12 protein-coding genes and 1 other annotated feature are annotated in these 15,276 nt (G+C 34.6%); of the genes, 3 read left to right on the top strand and 9 right to left on the bottom strand.

Annotated features, from left to right (window positions below):
* The 5 genes from ACN4EE_RS18540 to rplJ form a co-directional block, all read right to left on the bottom strand.
* Positions 1-459: DUF3782 domain-containing protein (locus ACN4EE_RS18540; RefSeq protein WP_431707964.1), on the bottom strand; the 459-nt coding region annotated here is incomplete at its 3' end.
* Positions 460-541: 82 nt separating this feature from the next.
* Positions 542-5,878 carry a PAS domain-containing protein gene (locus tag ACN4EE_RS18535; protein ID WP_431707963.1) on the bottom strand — a complete coding sequence of 1,779 codons (5,337 nt, stop codon included), beginning with the start codon at positions 5,876-5,878 and terminating at the stop codon, positions 542-544.
* Between the two features lie 132 nt (positions 5,879-6,010).
* Positions 6,011-6,781, bottom strand: a complete 771-nt coding sequence (locus tag ACN4EE_RS18530) for an LmeA family phospholipid-binding protein (protein WP_431707962.1) — start codon at positions 6,779-6,781, stop codon at positions 6,011-6,013.
* A gap of 149 nt (positions 6,782-6,930) precedes the next feature.
* Positions 6,931-7,314, bottom strand: a complete 384-nt coding sequence (gene rplL, locus ACN4EE_RS18525; protein WP_431707961.1) for a 50S ribosomal protein L7/L12 — start codon at positions 7,312-7,314, stop codon at positions 6,931-6,933.
* Between the two features lie 49 nt (positions 7,315-7,363).
* Positions 7,364-7,897, bottom strand: coding sequence for a 50S ribosomal protein L10 (gene rplJ, locus ACN4EE_RS18520; protein ID WP_431707966.1), 534 nt, complete (start codon positions 7,895-7,897; stop codon positions 7,364-7,366).
* 96 nt (positions 7,898-7,993) lie between these two features.
* Positions 7,994-8,128 (bottom strand) — a sequence feature (ribosomal protein L10 leader region).
* A gap of 165 nt (positions 8,129-8,293) precedes the next feature.
* On the opposite strand from rplJ, the gene ACN4EE_RS18515 reads away from it, so the two are divergent.
* Positions 8,294-9,235, top strand: a complete 942-nt coding sequence (locus tag ACN4EE_RS18515; protein ID WP_431707960.1) for a spermine/spermidine synthase domain-containing protein — start codon at positions 8,294-8,296, stop codon at positions 9,233-9,235.
* Between the two features lie 72 nt (positions 9,236-9,307).
* On the opposite strand, the gene ACN4EE_RS18510 is transcribed toward ACN4EE_RS18515, so the two are convergent.
* From ACN4EE_RS18510 to ACN4EE_RS18495, 4 genes are all read right to left on the bottom strand, one after another.
* Complete coding sequence (locus ACN4EE_RS18510; protein WP_431707959.1) at positions 9,308-9,871, bottom strand: 1,2-dihydroxy-3-keto-5-methylthiopentene dioxygenase; 564 nt, start codon at positions 9,869-9,871, stop codon at positions 9,308-9,310.
* Between the two features lie 527 nt (positions 9,872-10,398).
* Positions 10,399-10,953: a hypothetical protein gene (locus tag ACN4EE_RS18505; protein WP_431707965.1), complete on the bottom strand. Its 555-nt coding sequence runs from the start codon at positions 10,951-10,953 to the stop codon at positions 10,399-10,401.
* A 126-nt stretch (positions 10,954-11,079) separates the two neighbouring features.
* Positions 11,080-11,475 (bottom strand): hypothetical protein, encoded by a 396-nt coding sequence (locus ACN4EE_RS18500; RefSeq protein WP_431707957.1) that lies wholly within the window; start codon positions 11,473-11,475, stop codon positions 11,080-11,082.
* Positions 11,476-11,514: 39 nt separating this feature from the next.
* The gene (locus ACN4EE_RS18495; protein WP_431707956.1) at positions 11,515-12,870 is read right to left on the bottom strand and encodes a serine/threonine protein kinase; all 1,356 of its coding nucleotides are present in this window, start codon (positions 12,868-12,870) and stop codon (positions 11,515-11,517) included.
* A 356-nt stretch (positions 12,871-13,226) separates the two neighbouring features.
* Here ACN4EE_RS18495 and ACN4EE_RS18490 point away from each other — a divergent pair, with 356 nt between their 5' ends.
* Both ACN4EE_RS18490 and ACN4EE_RS18485 read left to right on the top strand, forming a co-directional pair.
* Positions 13,227-14,546 carry an alkaline phosphatase family protein gene (locus ACN4EE_RS18490; RefSeq protein ID WP_431707955.1) on the top strand — a complete coding sequence of 440 codons (1,320 nt, stop codon included), beginning with the start codon at positions 13,227-13,229 and terminating at the stop codon, positions 14,544-14,546.
* A gap of 8 nt (positions 14,547-14,554) precedes the next feature.
* Positions 14,555-15,235: a hypothetical protein gene (locus tag ACN4EE_RS18485; protein WP_431707954.1), complete on the top strand. Its 681-nt coding sequence runs from the start codon at positions 14,555-14,557 to the stop codon at positions 15,233-15,235.
* Positions 15,236-15,276 lie beyond the last annotated feature (41 nt).

Here is a 15,276-nt window from a genome sequence, read left to right as displayed (position 1 = left end):
CAATGCTCTCATATTTTGGTATCTTGGCATTAAGCGTTTAAACTTTTCTAACCTTTGTAAATGTTCATCTACATCTCTTTGACTTAATTTACTTTTTACTACCACTAATACTACTTCAATATTATTTACTAATAATAAATCAATTTCTAAACCACCTTCTTCCCTTTTCACCACTACATCAGATTGTAATTCATGGACATCAATACCTCTTTCTTGAAACAAGCGTACAGCAGATGGACGTACTTGCCATTCCACAAACTCCCCTAAACGATTCCCTAGTTTGCCAATTTCTTGGCTTACTTGTTTAATTCTACGATCGGTTTCTTGCATTCTGCGATCGGTTTCTTGAGATTGTTCTTTAAGAATACGATCAGTTTCTTGAAAACGTCTTTCTGTCTCTTTTTGAGCTTCTGCTAATTCCCCTAATAGTCTCCAAACATCATCTGCTGTGGTTGCCATAATTGATTACCTCTCTTATTTTTCTCAATTATATTACAATTACTATGCTTTCGGTTGAAATCGATCGACACTAGAAATACCGTCAAATATTTCTTTCTAAAACCTCTTTAAAAGCATTTTGATTAATCGGTTTTGTTAAATAGTCATCCATCCCCACCTCAAGGCACTTTTCTTTATCTCCCTCCATGGCATTCGCCGTCATGGCAATAATGGGGATATTCCTATTTTCTTTTCCTGCTTTACCCTCTCGAATTTGTTGAGTTGCTTCATAACCATCCATTTCTGGCATTAAACAATCCATCAAGACTAAATCATAACCCTTAGTTTGCAATGCCTTTAAGGCTTCTATACCATTGTTAGCTATATCAATATTTTTCAAGCCTATTTTCTTACACATTCCTTTAAATACCATCTGATTAACTCGATTATCTTCCACTAGCAATAGTTGAATATTCTCTAAATTAATGGTTTTTTCTCCTTGGGGTATCTCTGATTCTGATTGTTGAAGTTCGATCGAACTTTGATTAATAATTTCCGTTAAGGTGTATAAATCAGAAGGGGTAAAAGGTTTACTGATACATCCTTTAAAAACGCAATGGGAGGAGTTTTGCAATTTACTATATTCATTGATGGTAGTCATTAAAAATAAAGGCATGGATGATGACTGACTTTGTTGGTGAATACGTTGCCCTAAAACCATGCTATTCATATCTGATAATTGTTGAGCAATTAATGCTACATCAAAATTATATTTAGAGTATTGCAAATAATCCTCTTCCCTTTTCCCTTTTCCCTTTTCCCTACCTTCATCAATATCTTTTTTCTCCTCCCCAACTATCATTTCTAAGGCTTCCTTACCACTTTTGACGGCGACTACTTTTCCTTGCCAATTTTCTAATTGAGTAGATAATACTTCACGAGTACGATCGTTACTTTCTACCAACAGAATTTTCATGTTTTGTAGATTGATGGGGAAGGAAGTATAAGTATTTTGGCTATGGGGTTGCAAGGTAACGGTAAATTTAAAGTTACTACCCTCACCTAATTTACTTTCCACTGCAACATTTCCTTCCATTAACTCACAGAGTTTTTTGACGATCGATAATCCCAAACCAGTACCGCCGTATGTACGAGTGACACTAGCATCAACTTGAGTGAAAGAGTCGAATAAAAGGGGGATTTTTTCTTCAGGGATACCGATACCTGTATCTTTAATTTCTCCTGTAAAAATTAATTCATCATCCTGTTTCTTAACACTGCATTTGATGAGAATTTCGCCTTTTTCCGTAAATTTGACGGCATTACCGATTAAATTAGTCAAAATCTGTCTTAGGCGATTAGGATCACTATTTACCATAGAATGTTGAATATTAGTCACATCTAAGATTAACTCTAAACCCTTTTCTTGGGCTTTCAATGCCATTGCTTTGCTGACATCCCCTAGCATTTGATATAAGTCAAAGTCGATATTTTCAATTTCTAATTTTCCTGCTTCTACTTTCGAGTAGTCGAGAATATCGTTAATGAGACTTAATAAGGATTCTGCACTACTTTGCGCGATCGAAATCTGCATTTTTTGTTCGGTAGTCAGGGGAGTATCTAACACCAGATTCAACATCCCGATTACCCCATTCATAGGAGTACGAATTTCATGACTCATACTAGCAAAAAACAAATTCTTACTTTCTACCGCCATTTCTGCTTTTTCTTTGGCTTGGATTAACTCTTGCTCAATTTTCTTCCTTGCAGTAATATCTTGAAATGAACCGTAAATTCTAATACAAACACCATCCTTAAATTCCGCTTTACCAGTCGCTTCTACCCAAATTTCTCTCCCTTTCCCTGTAATAAGTTGTAATTCTTCATTCCAAGGTGTGCCATTTTCTATAGCTAAATTAATAACTTCACGAATACGGTTACGACTTTTCCCCTCTTTATAAAAATTAATTCCCATTTCCAAATTAGGCTCGAAATCTGGCTCAACTTCGTGAATTTCCCTTGTCATGGATGACCAAGATAATGTATTCGTAGCTAAATTTAATTCATAAGCCCCAATACGCCCTTGACGACTCATAGCTTCCAACATTTGCTTTTGATGTTCGAGCATGATTTCTGTTTGTTTTCGATCGCTTATATCACTAACCAAACCATGCCAATGAATCTCCCCATCATCTCGTTTTTCGGGGAAAGAATGTCCCCTTAACCATTTAATTTTTCCAGAAGGGAGAATAATACGCCATTCATGGATAAAAATTTCTGTCATCTCTATACTGCGTTTAACCGCATCAGTATATCCTGCAACATCTTCGGGGTGAATACGTTCAAAAATCAGATTACTATTAGCGTAAATATCAGATAGGGAAACTTCATGAATTGTTTCCGCCGCCGGACTGAGATACTCAAATCGACTGATACCGTTAATATCTTCAACAACAGTGTAAATAGCGGAAGGAGAAGCCTTCGCTAAAGACTGGAATCTGGCTTCACTATTTTTGAGAACTATTTCGGCTTCTTTTTTAGCGGTTATGTCTAAAGTAATAATCGTCACGATCCATCCTTGATTATCGGTATCTCGACGGGTATAATTGTTTTGGGAAATCCAACGGATACTACCGTCTTTGTGACGAATACGATATTCATAATGTCCAATGTTTTCCTCAAAAATATCTCGATAGACTTCCTGTTCAACTCTTTGCCAATCATCAGGTAAGATTAAGTTAATCCATAAATTTTGATCAAGTCTTAATTCTTCTGCTGTATAACCGCAAACCGCTTCACAACCACCAGAAACATAATCGATACTCCAATGATTCGCACCATAAAGAGTCATGCGAGTGATAATTCCTGTTAAATGTTGAAGAATATCTTTGAGTTTATTTTCTGAATCTCTCAAGGCAAATTCTAGCTGTTTTCGCTCGGTAATATCTATGGTAATAATTGTTACGATCAATTGACCATATTGATCTCGACGAGAATAATTATTTTGAGTAACCCAGCGAATATCACCGTTTTTATGATGGATACGATATTCATAACTACCCGATCGTTCTGCATATAAATCATCAAAAATTTGTTTTTCTACTTTTTGCCAATCTTCTTCGATGATAATACTAATCCATAAATTTGCATCAGTAGTTAATTCCTCGGCAGTATAACCGCAAATGCTTTTACAACCTTCAGAAACATACTCCATTTCCATTTTTCCATCGGCTTTTACTGTCAAACGACTCAGAATACCAATGGCGTTATCAAGAATTTCTCTGAGTTTAGTTTCGGAGTCCTGTAAAGCAAATTCTAGCTGTTTTCGATCGCTAATATCAAGGGTTATAATAGTTAGTAACCATTGATTATTCTCTTTATCCCAACGAGTATAATTATTTTGACAAACCCAACGAATACTACCGTCTTTGTGATGAATACGATATTCATAACTAGCTGATCGTTGTGCAAATATGTCATTATACACTTGTTCTTCAATGGCTTCCCATTCTCCCTCCACAATAATACTTAACCATAAATTTTCTTGTGTCATTAATTCTTCTGAAGTATAACCACAAATTCTTTCACAACCCCCAGAGATATAATCAACTTTCCAACTGCCTTCACCACTAACTATCAAACGGGTAATAATTCCTGTGGCATTATCTAAAATTTCCCTTAATTTGGTATCTGATTTTTGTAACGCTGATTCTAATTGTTTCCTTTTCGTTATATCAATGGCAATACCATGCCAACAAACTTCATCCTGAGATAATTTTTCGGGTAAGGAATTTACCCAAATCCATTTTGTTTTCTTTGAAGGGGTAATAATACGCCACTCTAGTTGAAAAGATTGATTCGTTTCTAAGGCTTTGTTGACGGCTAATTGATAGCTTTCTCGATCGTCTGGGTGCATTTGATCTAAAATTACATTGCTATCCTTTAAGCCTTCCGTCACAGAAATTTCATTAATATCCTCCACCGCAGGACTGATATAATCAAAATAAGTTTCTTGGGTAACTAAATTTTCTCTCATACTATAGATAACCGCAGGAGAAGCAGAGGTTAATTTTTCAAATCTGGCGTGACTTTGAGTTAAAATAGCGGTTTTTTGTGCAACTTCCCTTTCTAATTCTTGGGTATAGTTTTCCCTAATTCTTTCTGTTTCTGAGAGTGAATCTATCATATCCTTAACGGATTGGGATAAAAGAGCAATTTCTTTAATCTTACTAAGAGGAATAACTGGGACTGAATGTTGATTTGTAAAAGCATAAGTAATATCACTTAAACGAGAGAGAGAACGAGTAATTCGGCGAGAAGTCCATAAACTAACTAAAATAGCAATAATTAAAGCAAAAATAGTTAAATATAAGGTATTAAAAAGATTTTCTCTAATTTCTGTCATAAATTCAGCTTCAGAAATCGCCGTCACTAGCAACCAGTCTAATTCTTCATGAATGGGAGTAACTCGGATAAAATATTTTTCTTTTTCATAAGTCAGTTGTAATTGTTGGGAATTTTGGAAACTCGTGTTTAAATCTCCTTGAGAGGTTAATAACTCGCTGATGGCTACGGTAAGAGGGTTACTGCTATTAATGGCTTTTAAACGCCGATTTTGAACGTTTACATTGTCTTTTAAGTTATCTTTGGGGGTTTTATCAAAAGGGGTTTCTCCTGTGGAAGTACCAATTAGTAAGCCTGTTCGATCGATAATGAAAACTTGCCCTCGATGATTTTGGTTAATTTCCTGTAAAAAATCCCCTAGTTGAGTCAGATAAATACTTGCACCTAATACCCCTTCAAATTTTCCCTGATTATTATAAAAGGGGAGTATTTGTAATAATTGGAGAATGGGTTTATCTTGTCCTTGAGAAAGGGTAACATTAATGATAGAAAGACCATCAGGATTATTTTTTGCTTTTAAATACCAAGGATTCCCCGGGGGGTCATTATGGGGATTATAATTATTTCTAGTTTCTTTGAGGATTTTATTTTGTCCGTTTCGATCGGCTTGATAACGATAAAATTCTCTGTTAGGATTAGTTTGATCTAATCTGCGAATAATTAAACTATCAGAAAAAGGACGCTCGACACTTAAAAATTCTCCATCTTCATTGGCAATAGCAACGGTGGAAAGTCTGGGGATAATCTTCAACTGTTCGATATAATGTCTTTCTACTTGATTTAAGTCATAACCGTTTAAATATCCTTGTCTCAATATAGATGCGTTGGATTTAGCCACTATTCTGGGCAAATTAAAATTATTGGTGACTTTTTCTTGAATACGATCGCCAATTTTATCCGTTAATTGTTGTGCTAAAATGGAGACGGTTTTTTCTCCACTACGATAAGAAAGAAAGCCGATGATACCCACAATCGACGTAACTTGAATGGTAAACTGTAATACTAAAAGCCAATAAAGCGGAATTTTTTTGCTCATTAATATCAATTTCGATCGTGTCTTTATTATAAATCATCACGTTTAAGCTAAGACACATTTAACTTATCTTTTTTATAGTTAGTGAGGGTAATCGAAGTATGTTTTTCCATCACCCATAAACTTAAAGGCAAATTAAGATATTTTGGGGAGATGAGTAATACCAGCTAAGGCTAAAAAGCTAAGTTTTCCGTCTTCAGTGGATACATGATTCACTTTCAAAGAAATACCATCTACCGATAAACGATTTAAATTCAAAACTTTCAATGATTCGTCTAAAATAGCTTTAATCAGGATAGGAGAAAATTGTGTTCCCTGAGTACATTCTACCTCATCCATTAACAAATTTTGTCCTTGGGTACAAATACGAGGTTTAATGATTAAACAGACACTTTCGATCACTTCGTGGCGCTGCTCGATCGAATTATCCTCTAAAATCCTTAACTTTGCCTTAATCATAATGCGTCCATCGGCTAAAATACGACAATCCACCCGAAAAAACTTGACTTTAACAGGATGATCGTGACGAAAAATATTATAGTGTTGTAATTGTCGATTGAGATTATCGATATTTAAGGCAGATTCGATGTCCTTTTCATTTAAAACAATAGTAGCATTACCAGTACTAGGTTGAGTTAACTGCACATTGCCCATTAAAGCCTTAAAAGGACTAACAGCAATATTATTTAAGGTAATTTTCATTTTTTCTAACCTTAAATCTTTTTGCATGATTAACCCCGAACCATCAATATCTAAGGATTCTAACACTCCTTGAGCTAATTTTTGAGGATCAGTTTTGACTTGTACTCTTAAATGTTCAGCATTTCTAATCTGACTTTTAAAAGCCATTTCTGCAATTTTGTTAATGGTTTTTTCACCGATATTATCCCATGATTTTAAAAACATAGCTATTTATTATAAAAATTTAATTTATAGGTATTGATTAATTTAATAATGTTGTTAAGTATTGTAACATTTATTTTTTTTACCTAACTAATTTCAAACAAAAAAAAGACGGGTATAACCCGCCTTCTCGGAAAGAAAATGATTAGAAATTATTTGATGCTTACTTTTGCACCAGCTTCTTCTAACTGTTTCTTGATGGTTTCAGCTTCTTCTTTAGCAACGCCTTCTTTAACAGCTTTGGGCGCAGCTTCTACTAATTCTTTGGTTTCTTTTAAGCCTAAACCAGTGATGGTACGAACGACTTTAAGTACGTCCATTTTCTTCTCACCGAAACTTTCTAAGATAACATCAAATTCAGTTTGCTCTTCAACTTCTTCAGCCGCAGCAGCAGGGGCAGCCGCCATCATCATACCGCCAACGGGGGCAGCCGCACTTACGCCGAATACTTCTTCGATTTGTTTAACTAATTCCGATGCTTCTAAAAGGGTTAAAGTTTTTAACTCTTCAACAATATTTGCTACTTTATCAGACATGATTAAATTTGATCTCCTTTATATAAAATTCTACAATCGATCGAGCCTATTAGGCGGCTTCTTTTTGAGATTTGACTGCATCCACGGCACGAGCCAAAGATGTCGGAACTTCGTTGATACCACGGGCAACTTTGGTAGTGATAGCGTTGATAGCACCAGCAATTTGGGCAATGAGTTGCTCTTTGGTGGGTAAGTCCGCTAAGGCTTTCACCTGAGCTTCGGAGAGGGTTTGCCCTTCCATGACTCCGCCCTTTAATTCACTTTTCTTGCGCTCTTTTTGGAATGCTTGATAAGCTCTTACGGCTGTACCAATATTTTCCTCATCGGCTAAGATAAAAGCAGAAGTACCTTTTAATAATGGGTTAATGGCTTCCCAGTATTCGTTTCCTTCTACGGCTTTACTCATTAAGGTATTTTTTGTCACCTTACAGATACTGCCGTTTTCTCTTAAACGATTACGCAAGTCGGTAATGTCAGCAACACTAAGCCCCTGATAATCAACTACGATCGCCAATCGAGAATCTTCTAGTAACTGTTTAATTTCAGCTACCTCTTGTTTTTTGCTCTCAAGGGATTTAGATATTGTTCTCACCTCCTAAGGTGTTAAATTGTTGTCTAATGACAATTAAAAAAACCCTAGCCATAATCAGCACGGGGTTTTGGTTGATGTATCGAGATAATTTTTAATCATAAATCGTGACTTACCTAGAAAAAATCTAAGAATCACTTTGAATTTTTAATATCTGCATCAACCTAGGCAGGAATTATTAAGCCTTTCAGCGCCTGCTGTCTTCGGCTGTAGCCAATTTTTTATATAATTTGACTCAGGACTAACATTATAACTTATTACAGCTATTTTTGCAAGAGCTTTTGTTCCCATAAAAAAGAGCAAATTCTATGATATTTTTTGCAGTCTTGATTTTTTATCATAAATTAGTTAGAATAAAAGTTTGCTTTATATTTAGGAGAATAATAAAATATGGCAGGTTCTCAATTGAATGCCGATGTGTGGATTAGTGAATATATCACTCCCTACGATATATATGTTCATGGTATCACCAGCATTCTCGCCCACAAAAAAACCCCCTATCAAGAAATGTACGTTGTGGAAAGTGGTGTTTATGGCAAGGCTTTAGTATTAGATGGTAAATGGCAATCTTGCACGGGTGACGAGTTTTTATACCATGAGGCTTTAGTACATCCTGCTATGATAAATCATCCCAACCCTGAAAATGTCTTAATTTTAGGTGGAGGAGAAGGCGCAACCACAAGAGAGGTTTTCCGTTGGAATGCGGTTAAAAAAGCCATGATGGTGGATATTGATGGAGATGTGGTGGAAGCCTGTAAAGAATTTTTACCTGAAATGCACCAAGGTTCTTTTGACGATCCTCGTTTAGAATTAGTTATTGGTGATGCTTTTAATGTTTTAGATACCACTGAGGCTAAATGGGATATTATCATTTCTGACCTTTCTGATCCTATCGAAGAAGGTCCTTCTTTTCAATTATTTACTCAAGAATATTTCGCCCGTCTTAAAAAAGTTTTGCGAGAAAATGGCATCGTTGTAATACAAGCGGGTCCGATCGCCCCTGCTAATTTACACATTCACGGACGTTTAGTAAATACCCTTAAATCCGTGTTTAGCAATGTTCACTCTTATTTTGCCCCAACTTGTACTTATGGCTCATCATGGGGCTTTGCAATAGCCTCTGAGGCAAGTTTTGATACTCGCCCTAATCCTGAAAAAGTTGATCTTTTGTTAGAGCAAAAAACAACGGGAGATTTTCGTTCTTTTGATGGTATTAGTCTCTTAGGAATGTTACAAACTCCGGGTTATGTTAGACAATGTATTGAAAAGGAAACGGAAGTCTATACTATCACTAAACCTGCCAAATTTTTTGGGAAAGGAATAAACAATTAATAGTTGATAGTGAATAGTTTTTAATTCTTAATTCTTAATTCTCAATTCTCAATTCTCAATTCTTCATTGTGATTAATTTTCTAATCTGGAAAAGTGACTGGCGATGTCGCTTCCTGTGAAATTGGCTACCCAACCTTCTGGATTGTTAAAGAAACGAATAGCGGTAAAATGGGGATTCTCTCCCATGTCGAACCAATGACGAGTGTTAGCTGGTACACTAATTAAATCTCCTCTAGTGCATAATACCTCAAAGACTTGATTGTCTAGGTGTAAGCTAAATAATCCCTCTCCATCGACAAAAAAACGAACTTCGTCTTCACTATGAGTATGTTCATTTAAAAATTTTTCACGGAATGCTTTTTTATTGGGGTTATCTGCCGTTAAACTCACTACGTCAACGGTTAAATATCCTTCCTCGTTGATTAATTTGTCAATTTCTGATTGATAAGCGCTTAAAACTTCCTCTTGAGTTACTCCTGATGTTAAACTTTCGATCGTACGCCACTGTTCAAATCTTACACCGACTTCCCGTAATTTATGAGTAATTTTATCAATTTTGTCGGTATCAGCAACGGTGTTGCTATCAAAAATAGGGGTAACGGGGTTGTTGTCGTTAAATATTTTTAAAGTAGTCATTTTTTCCTTTGATTCGCAATAACTTCTAACTCACATTGTATTAAATATTCGATCGAAACCTTATGTCTCAATTAGAATCATAGAAACCTTATTAGATTTTACGGGAATTAATGACCTAGAAACTTGGGTTCGATCGATCGAACCCCTTAATCCTCTACAATATTAGCAATTTAATGTAAACCTTGAGCAAGACGATCGACTTGATACTGCCCATTACCTAACCTATGCCCGAATAATCTCTTAGCATCTTGATCTCCCCAAGCATCACACTCATAATGAGAATCAGGATAAGGACTTTTTATCAGTGGTTTAAAATCTAAAGATGAAGGATTATATTTATTATTATCAGGAGACTCTAAAAAATGACTTAATTGATCACATCTTTGATTAACTAATTTTATTCGATCAAAACGATTTTGTAAAGCCTTAATATTATCTTTAAACTCCTGAGAATAGACTAATTTATCACTTAAAGGCGGTAATAATTCCCGTTGATAATAACTATTTTTTGCCTGTAACCAGATTAATTACCCCCATTCAGATAAAGTAACTTCTTCCTCATTTTCCAGATAAAATAACAGAGTTTCAGGGATATTATTACACTCATTTTTTTTGACAGTAAAACCATTATCTAATTTACGAAAAACCTTTAAATTATTGCCGATAATATCCTCCGTATCAAGTTTAATCGGTAAACGGGGAATAGTTAATAATTCTGAGCTAAATTGAAAAATATAAACGCATTTATCTGCATAAAATATTCCCACACTTTGCAGAAAACCTTGAACACTTTTAAATCCTCCAGTAAAGTTAAATATTATTTCATAACCTCCCTCTCGATAACCCATTAAAGTATCATTACACCAGTTAATTAATTCAGACATTGCTAAACGAAAACTATCCCGATTATTAGTAGCTAAATCGGCAATTTTAATCACCTGTGCGGTTAACTTCTTATTCATTAACCAATCAGCTAAAATTTCTCCCACTTTCCCCCCTTGATAGGTGTCACTAACTAGAATAAAGTGAGTATCAGGAGTACCAGCTAAACTAGGAATTTGGTCATTATAATAAGTTAAAATTCCATTTAATTCCTGTTACATTAAGGCAATTAAATCACAATCATTCCCTAGAGACTTTTATGGTCGATCGAAATTTGTAGTTTATTAACTTAGAACTACATAGTTGATATATTTTTGGGCTTAATTCTAAGACTCAATGAGATATTTTTCCCCTTCCCGATATTTCTTAATCAACTGTCTTCGTCTGATATAAGGATAAGCTAAAGAACCGATTAAAGAACCACCACTAGCCAGTAAAATAAATATGACAGATGGAGAAACATTCAGAAAAAAGGTACAACCAAGACTCGCTCCCGTAATGACGGTTAAAAGTGGAAAAATAACCGATTTATTAACCTCAAATTCATTGTTAGTCAAAGCTAAATAGGTTTTATAAGCAATCCACCCCACCGCACAAGGAATCAGCGCCATAATTACAACCCCAAGCGCAAAAACTAATATCGTCAGGGCAAGTTTAATGATTAAAATAACCAAGAAAATCAGTATGCCGATGCCAATTAGTGCTCCCCCTGCCTGATCCATAAATTCTACTCCTGTTAAATTATTATCTAAAATACTTTTTTATTCCCAGATGGATTGAACACTATTTGTCACCCATCCCCAGACTTCCTGCATTACCACTAATTGGGCAGGAAGTAACAAAGAAACTGTTAATAACAAAGAAAGCCAAAAATAGGGGATATTTTTTTTGTCAATGGGGATAGGTGCGGTTTTCACTTTAACGGGAATAATATAAGGTTCATCCGTAGCATTAGAAACTAATTTTAACTCCCTTTCGTAGAGTTTTTCCGCCCTTAAATTTCCCGTATCCACCGTTACCACACATTGAACATAATTACCCTGAAATTTTGGTTGACTAATGTTAATCCAACTATGTGCATATACATCATTTTTAGTGGTAATTTGTCCTGATGAAGCAAGTTGAGGAAGTGGGGAGGTTCGATCGTGAAGTGGGGGAGTTCGATCGCACGGATGCTCAACTACAGTAAGCTCTCCGTGTAACTCCGTTTCTGGTACAGAATTACGAATCTCAATGACAAACTTTTGTTTTTCCCCTAATTTTTCAGAATCCAAGGTAATCTGATGAGGATTAACTTTAATTTCAGGCACTCGAATTACATAGAGAGGTTTAAAAGTTTCTAAGGCTAACTTCGCATTGGCAAAACGATTTTTCGGATCAGGTTCGACCATTTTTTCGAGCCATTGAATAAACTTAAAACTATATTTCGAGGCTTTATCTTTAAAATTAATCCTATTATTAGAAAAGTCAACTAAACTGCCAATATCTTGAGATTTAGTTTGAGTAATTAAACAGATTATGGTAGCACCTAAACCGTATAAATCAGAGGCTTCCGTTAACTTTTGATTGTGGATTTGTTCAGGAGGCATAAACCCCAAAGTTCCTCCTTGCATAGTGCTTAAAGCCATAGTGCTATTACCTATTCTCGCTAATCCAAAATCGATCACATAAGCATTCATCTGCTGATCTACAAGAATATTTTCTGGCTTTAAATCTCGGTGAATAATGGGAGGTATTCTTTCCTGTAAATAAACTAAAATTTCTAAAATTTGAGTAGTAATAGATTTAATATCTTCGGGGCTAAAACTACGCAATTTTGATAAAGGTTCAGCATTTTTATATTCTTGTACTAAACATAAACCATCCCCCGGATCAATTTTGTTTAAATATTGCGGAATACCTCCATGATTTAAACTCCTTAAAACATCAATTTCTCGCTCTATTTCCTTAAAACTCTCCCAACGACTATCATTAGCAAAACGAAATTGTTTAATGATGACAGGGGTATCCGTTTCAACTTCTACTGCTTTGTAGGTTATTCTTCCCCCTTGAAGGTTATTAGTCAATTCTTCAATAATCCTATAACCTTGACGGAGAAAGTTACTATAATCATTCATGCTTACAACACAAATTTGTCCATTGTAGTTGATGATAACAAATATTTGTGAATTGTGGTCAATAATATAGTGTTTCTATAACAAAATCCTCCCTAGCTTTGAAAGGGGTGAATATTCGATCGAACTGTATATCGAACTGTAATACTTTTAGTTTATGATTGATTATCCCAAAATCGACGCAATAAGCAAAATCGCTCAAATGCTTATTCTTTCGTCATATTGTGTCGATGCTTTACTCCATAAAGGTTTGAGATACCTTTTTTCCTTGCGCAAATTAGATATTTTGTGTTCTAATAACTATTAGACCTCTCCAAAAATTATAACTCCCCTATTTTATTTAATCCTCATTCCTAACTATGATTAATCAAAGATCGTTTGATAAGGTTAAAAGTTCTTTATTTTTTAACCAAGAATGGAGAATGCCCTGTTGTGAAGATTATTATTTTGGAAATATACCAAATACTATAGCAGGTTTATTTGATCTGGAACAACAAGGCAGAAAATTACCAAAGGATACACTAAATGCTTTAAAGGAGAAATATTCCACTGTAGTGTTTTTCTTTCTCGATGCTTTTGGATGGAGTTTTTTTCAACAGGCATTATCAATGGATTTACCAGCCGTAAAACGGTTTGTTAATGACGGAAATGTCTCTTTAATCACTTCCATGTTTCCCTCCACGACTGCGGTTCATGTTCACACATTTAATACTAATATTCCCCCAAGTCAAACGGGAATATATGAATGGCGAATGTATGAAAAAAGTATTGATACTCTAATTTCTCCCTTAATGTTTTCAACAGTAGAAGATATACATATCAAGGATAAAGATCATAAACGAGATACCTTAGTGACGAGAGGAATAGCTAAACCGGAAGACATCTTCACCGTTAGCCCTTATTATCGCTTTCTTCAAACAAATGGCATAACAGTATATGATTTTTGTCCTCAAGAATTTGTTAACTCTAGTTATAACACAGTGGTAACAGCCGAGATTAATCGCATCGGTTACGAGTCTTATGAAACAGGGATTAAGCATCTTTATGAAAAGGTATTTGAGAGCCGTAAACAGAAAGAGAAAGGAACTTTTATTAAATTTTATTCACCTTTATTTGATAGTGTAAGTCATGATAAAGGAGGAAATTCTCAAGAATTAAATGATGCCTTAAAATATTTTTTTACTCTACTAGAAAATGAGTTTTTTAAACCGTTATCTCAGGATAATGGAAAAGATGTAGCAATAATATTAAGTGCAGATCATGGTCATATTGATATAAATCCTAATGAAACAATATATTTAGATAAAGAAATGCCAGAAATCATTGATTATTTTGCAACCACAAACTCAGGGATACCTCTTTATCCATGTGGCTCTCGTCGGGATTTATTTCTTCATGTAAAAGAAGAATATCGACAGGAGTTAAAGAGAAAATTAAGTAAAATCTTAGAGGGAAAAGCAAAGGTTTTTTATATAGAAGAAATAATGAAACTATTTGGAGATATAGAAGTATCAAAAAGATTTGAAGAAAATGTGGGAAATCTCGTTATTTTACCCTTAGGTAATCAAGGAGTATTTTTAGCAGGAGAAAACGGAAAATATAAAAAGGGAAATATAGGAGAACATGGAGGATTATCATCGGAAGAAATGGATATACCATTTGGAGTATTAAACTTTTAATAAACAATATGGTTAATTATCAAACTATTGCAAAAGTAAGAGAAAAAGTAACAGAAATTTGCTCAGAAAAACATTTTATCCACCATAAGTGGTATATTGAATATCATCTTAATATTGTAGAAAAAATCAGCCTTCAATTATGTGAGAGATATTTTGAAGCAGACCAATTATGGGTATTATTATTAGTTTGGATGCACGATTTTGAAAAAATTGTCAGAAATGGCTCTATTTATCAAGGTACTTTAGGTAAAGAATTTCTTGAAGATTTAGATTTTTTTCCTGAAGATATAGCGTTTATCAAAATAGTAAGGTACACCTATTTCTTAATAATAATGGGTTTTAGTCTGTTCTATGTACCTCATAAATATAAGAATTGCTATATAAGTAAATTATTATTAGATATTGACATTTTTGAGCGTAAAACAGATATTAAATTAGTTGATGCCAAAATTGAGATAAAAATAGTTTCTTCTGCGGATGCGGCGGCTCATCTAATTGGACCATTTTATAGTATATTTTGGTGGGAAAATCCTAATATGAGCATCGAAAATTTAAGAAAATCTAACGGGGATAAATTAGAAAAAGATTGGAATAAAAAAGTCGTTTTACCAGAAATTAGAGACACTTATGGGAATCACTATCAATTTTTTAAGAAAAATTTTGAAATGACAATTCCATCTATTAATTAGGGGGTGCTGAAAAAGTATTTTGATGAGGGTAGGTATCAGGT

This window comes from Geminocystis sp. CENA526, from assembly GCF_050753365.1.
Taxonomy (GTDB): Bacteria; Cyanobacteriota; Cyanobacteriia; order Cyanobacteriales; family Cyanobacteriaceae; genus Geminocystis.
Note: the sequence above shows the minus strand (reverse complement) of the source record. Positions and strands in the feature narration are given on the sequence as shown.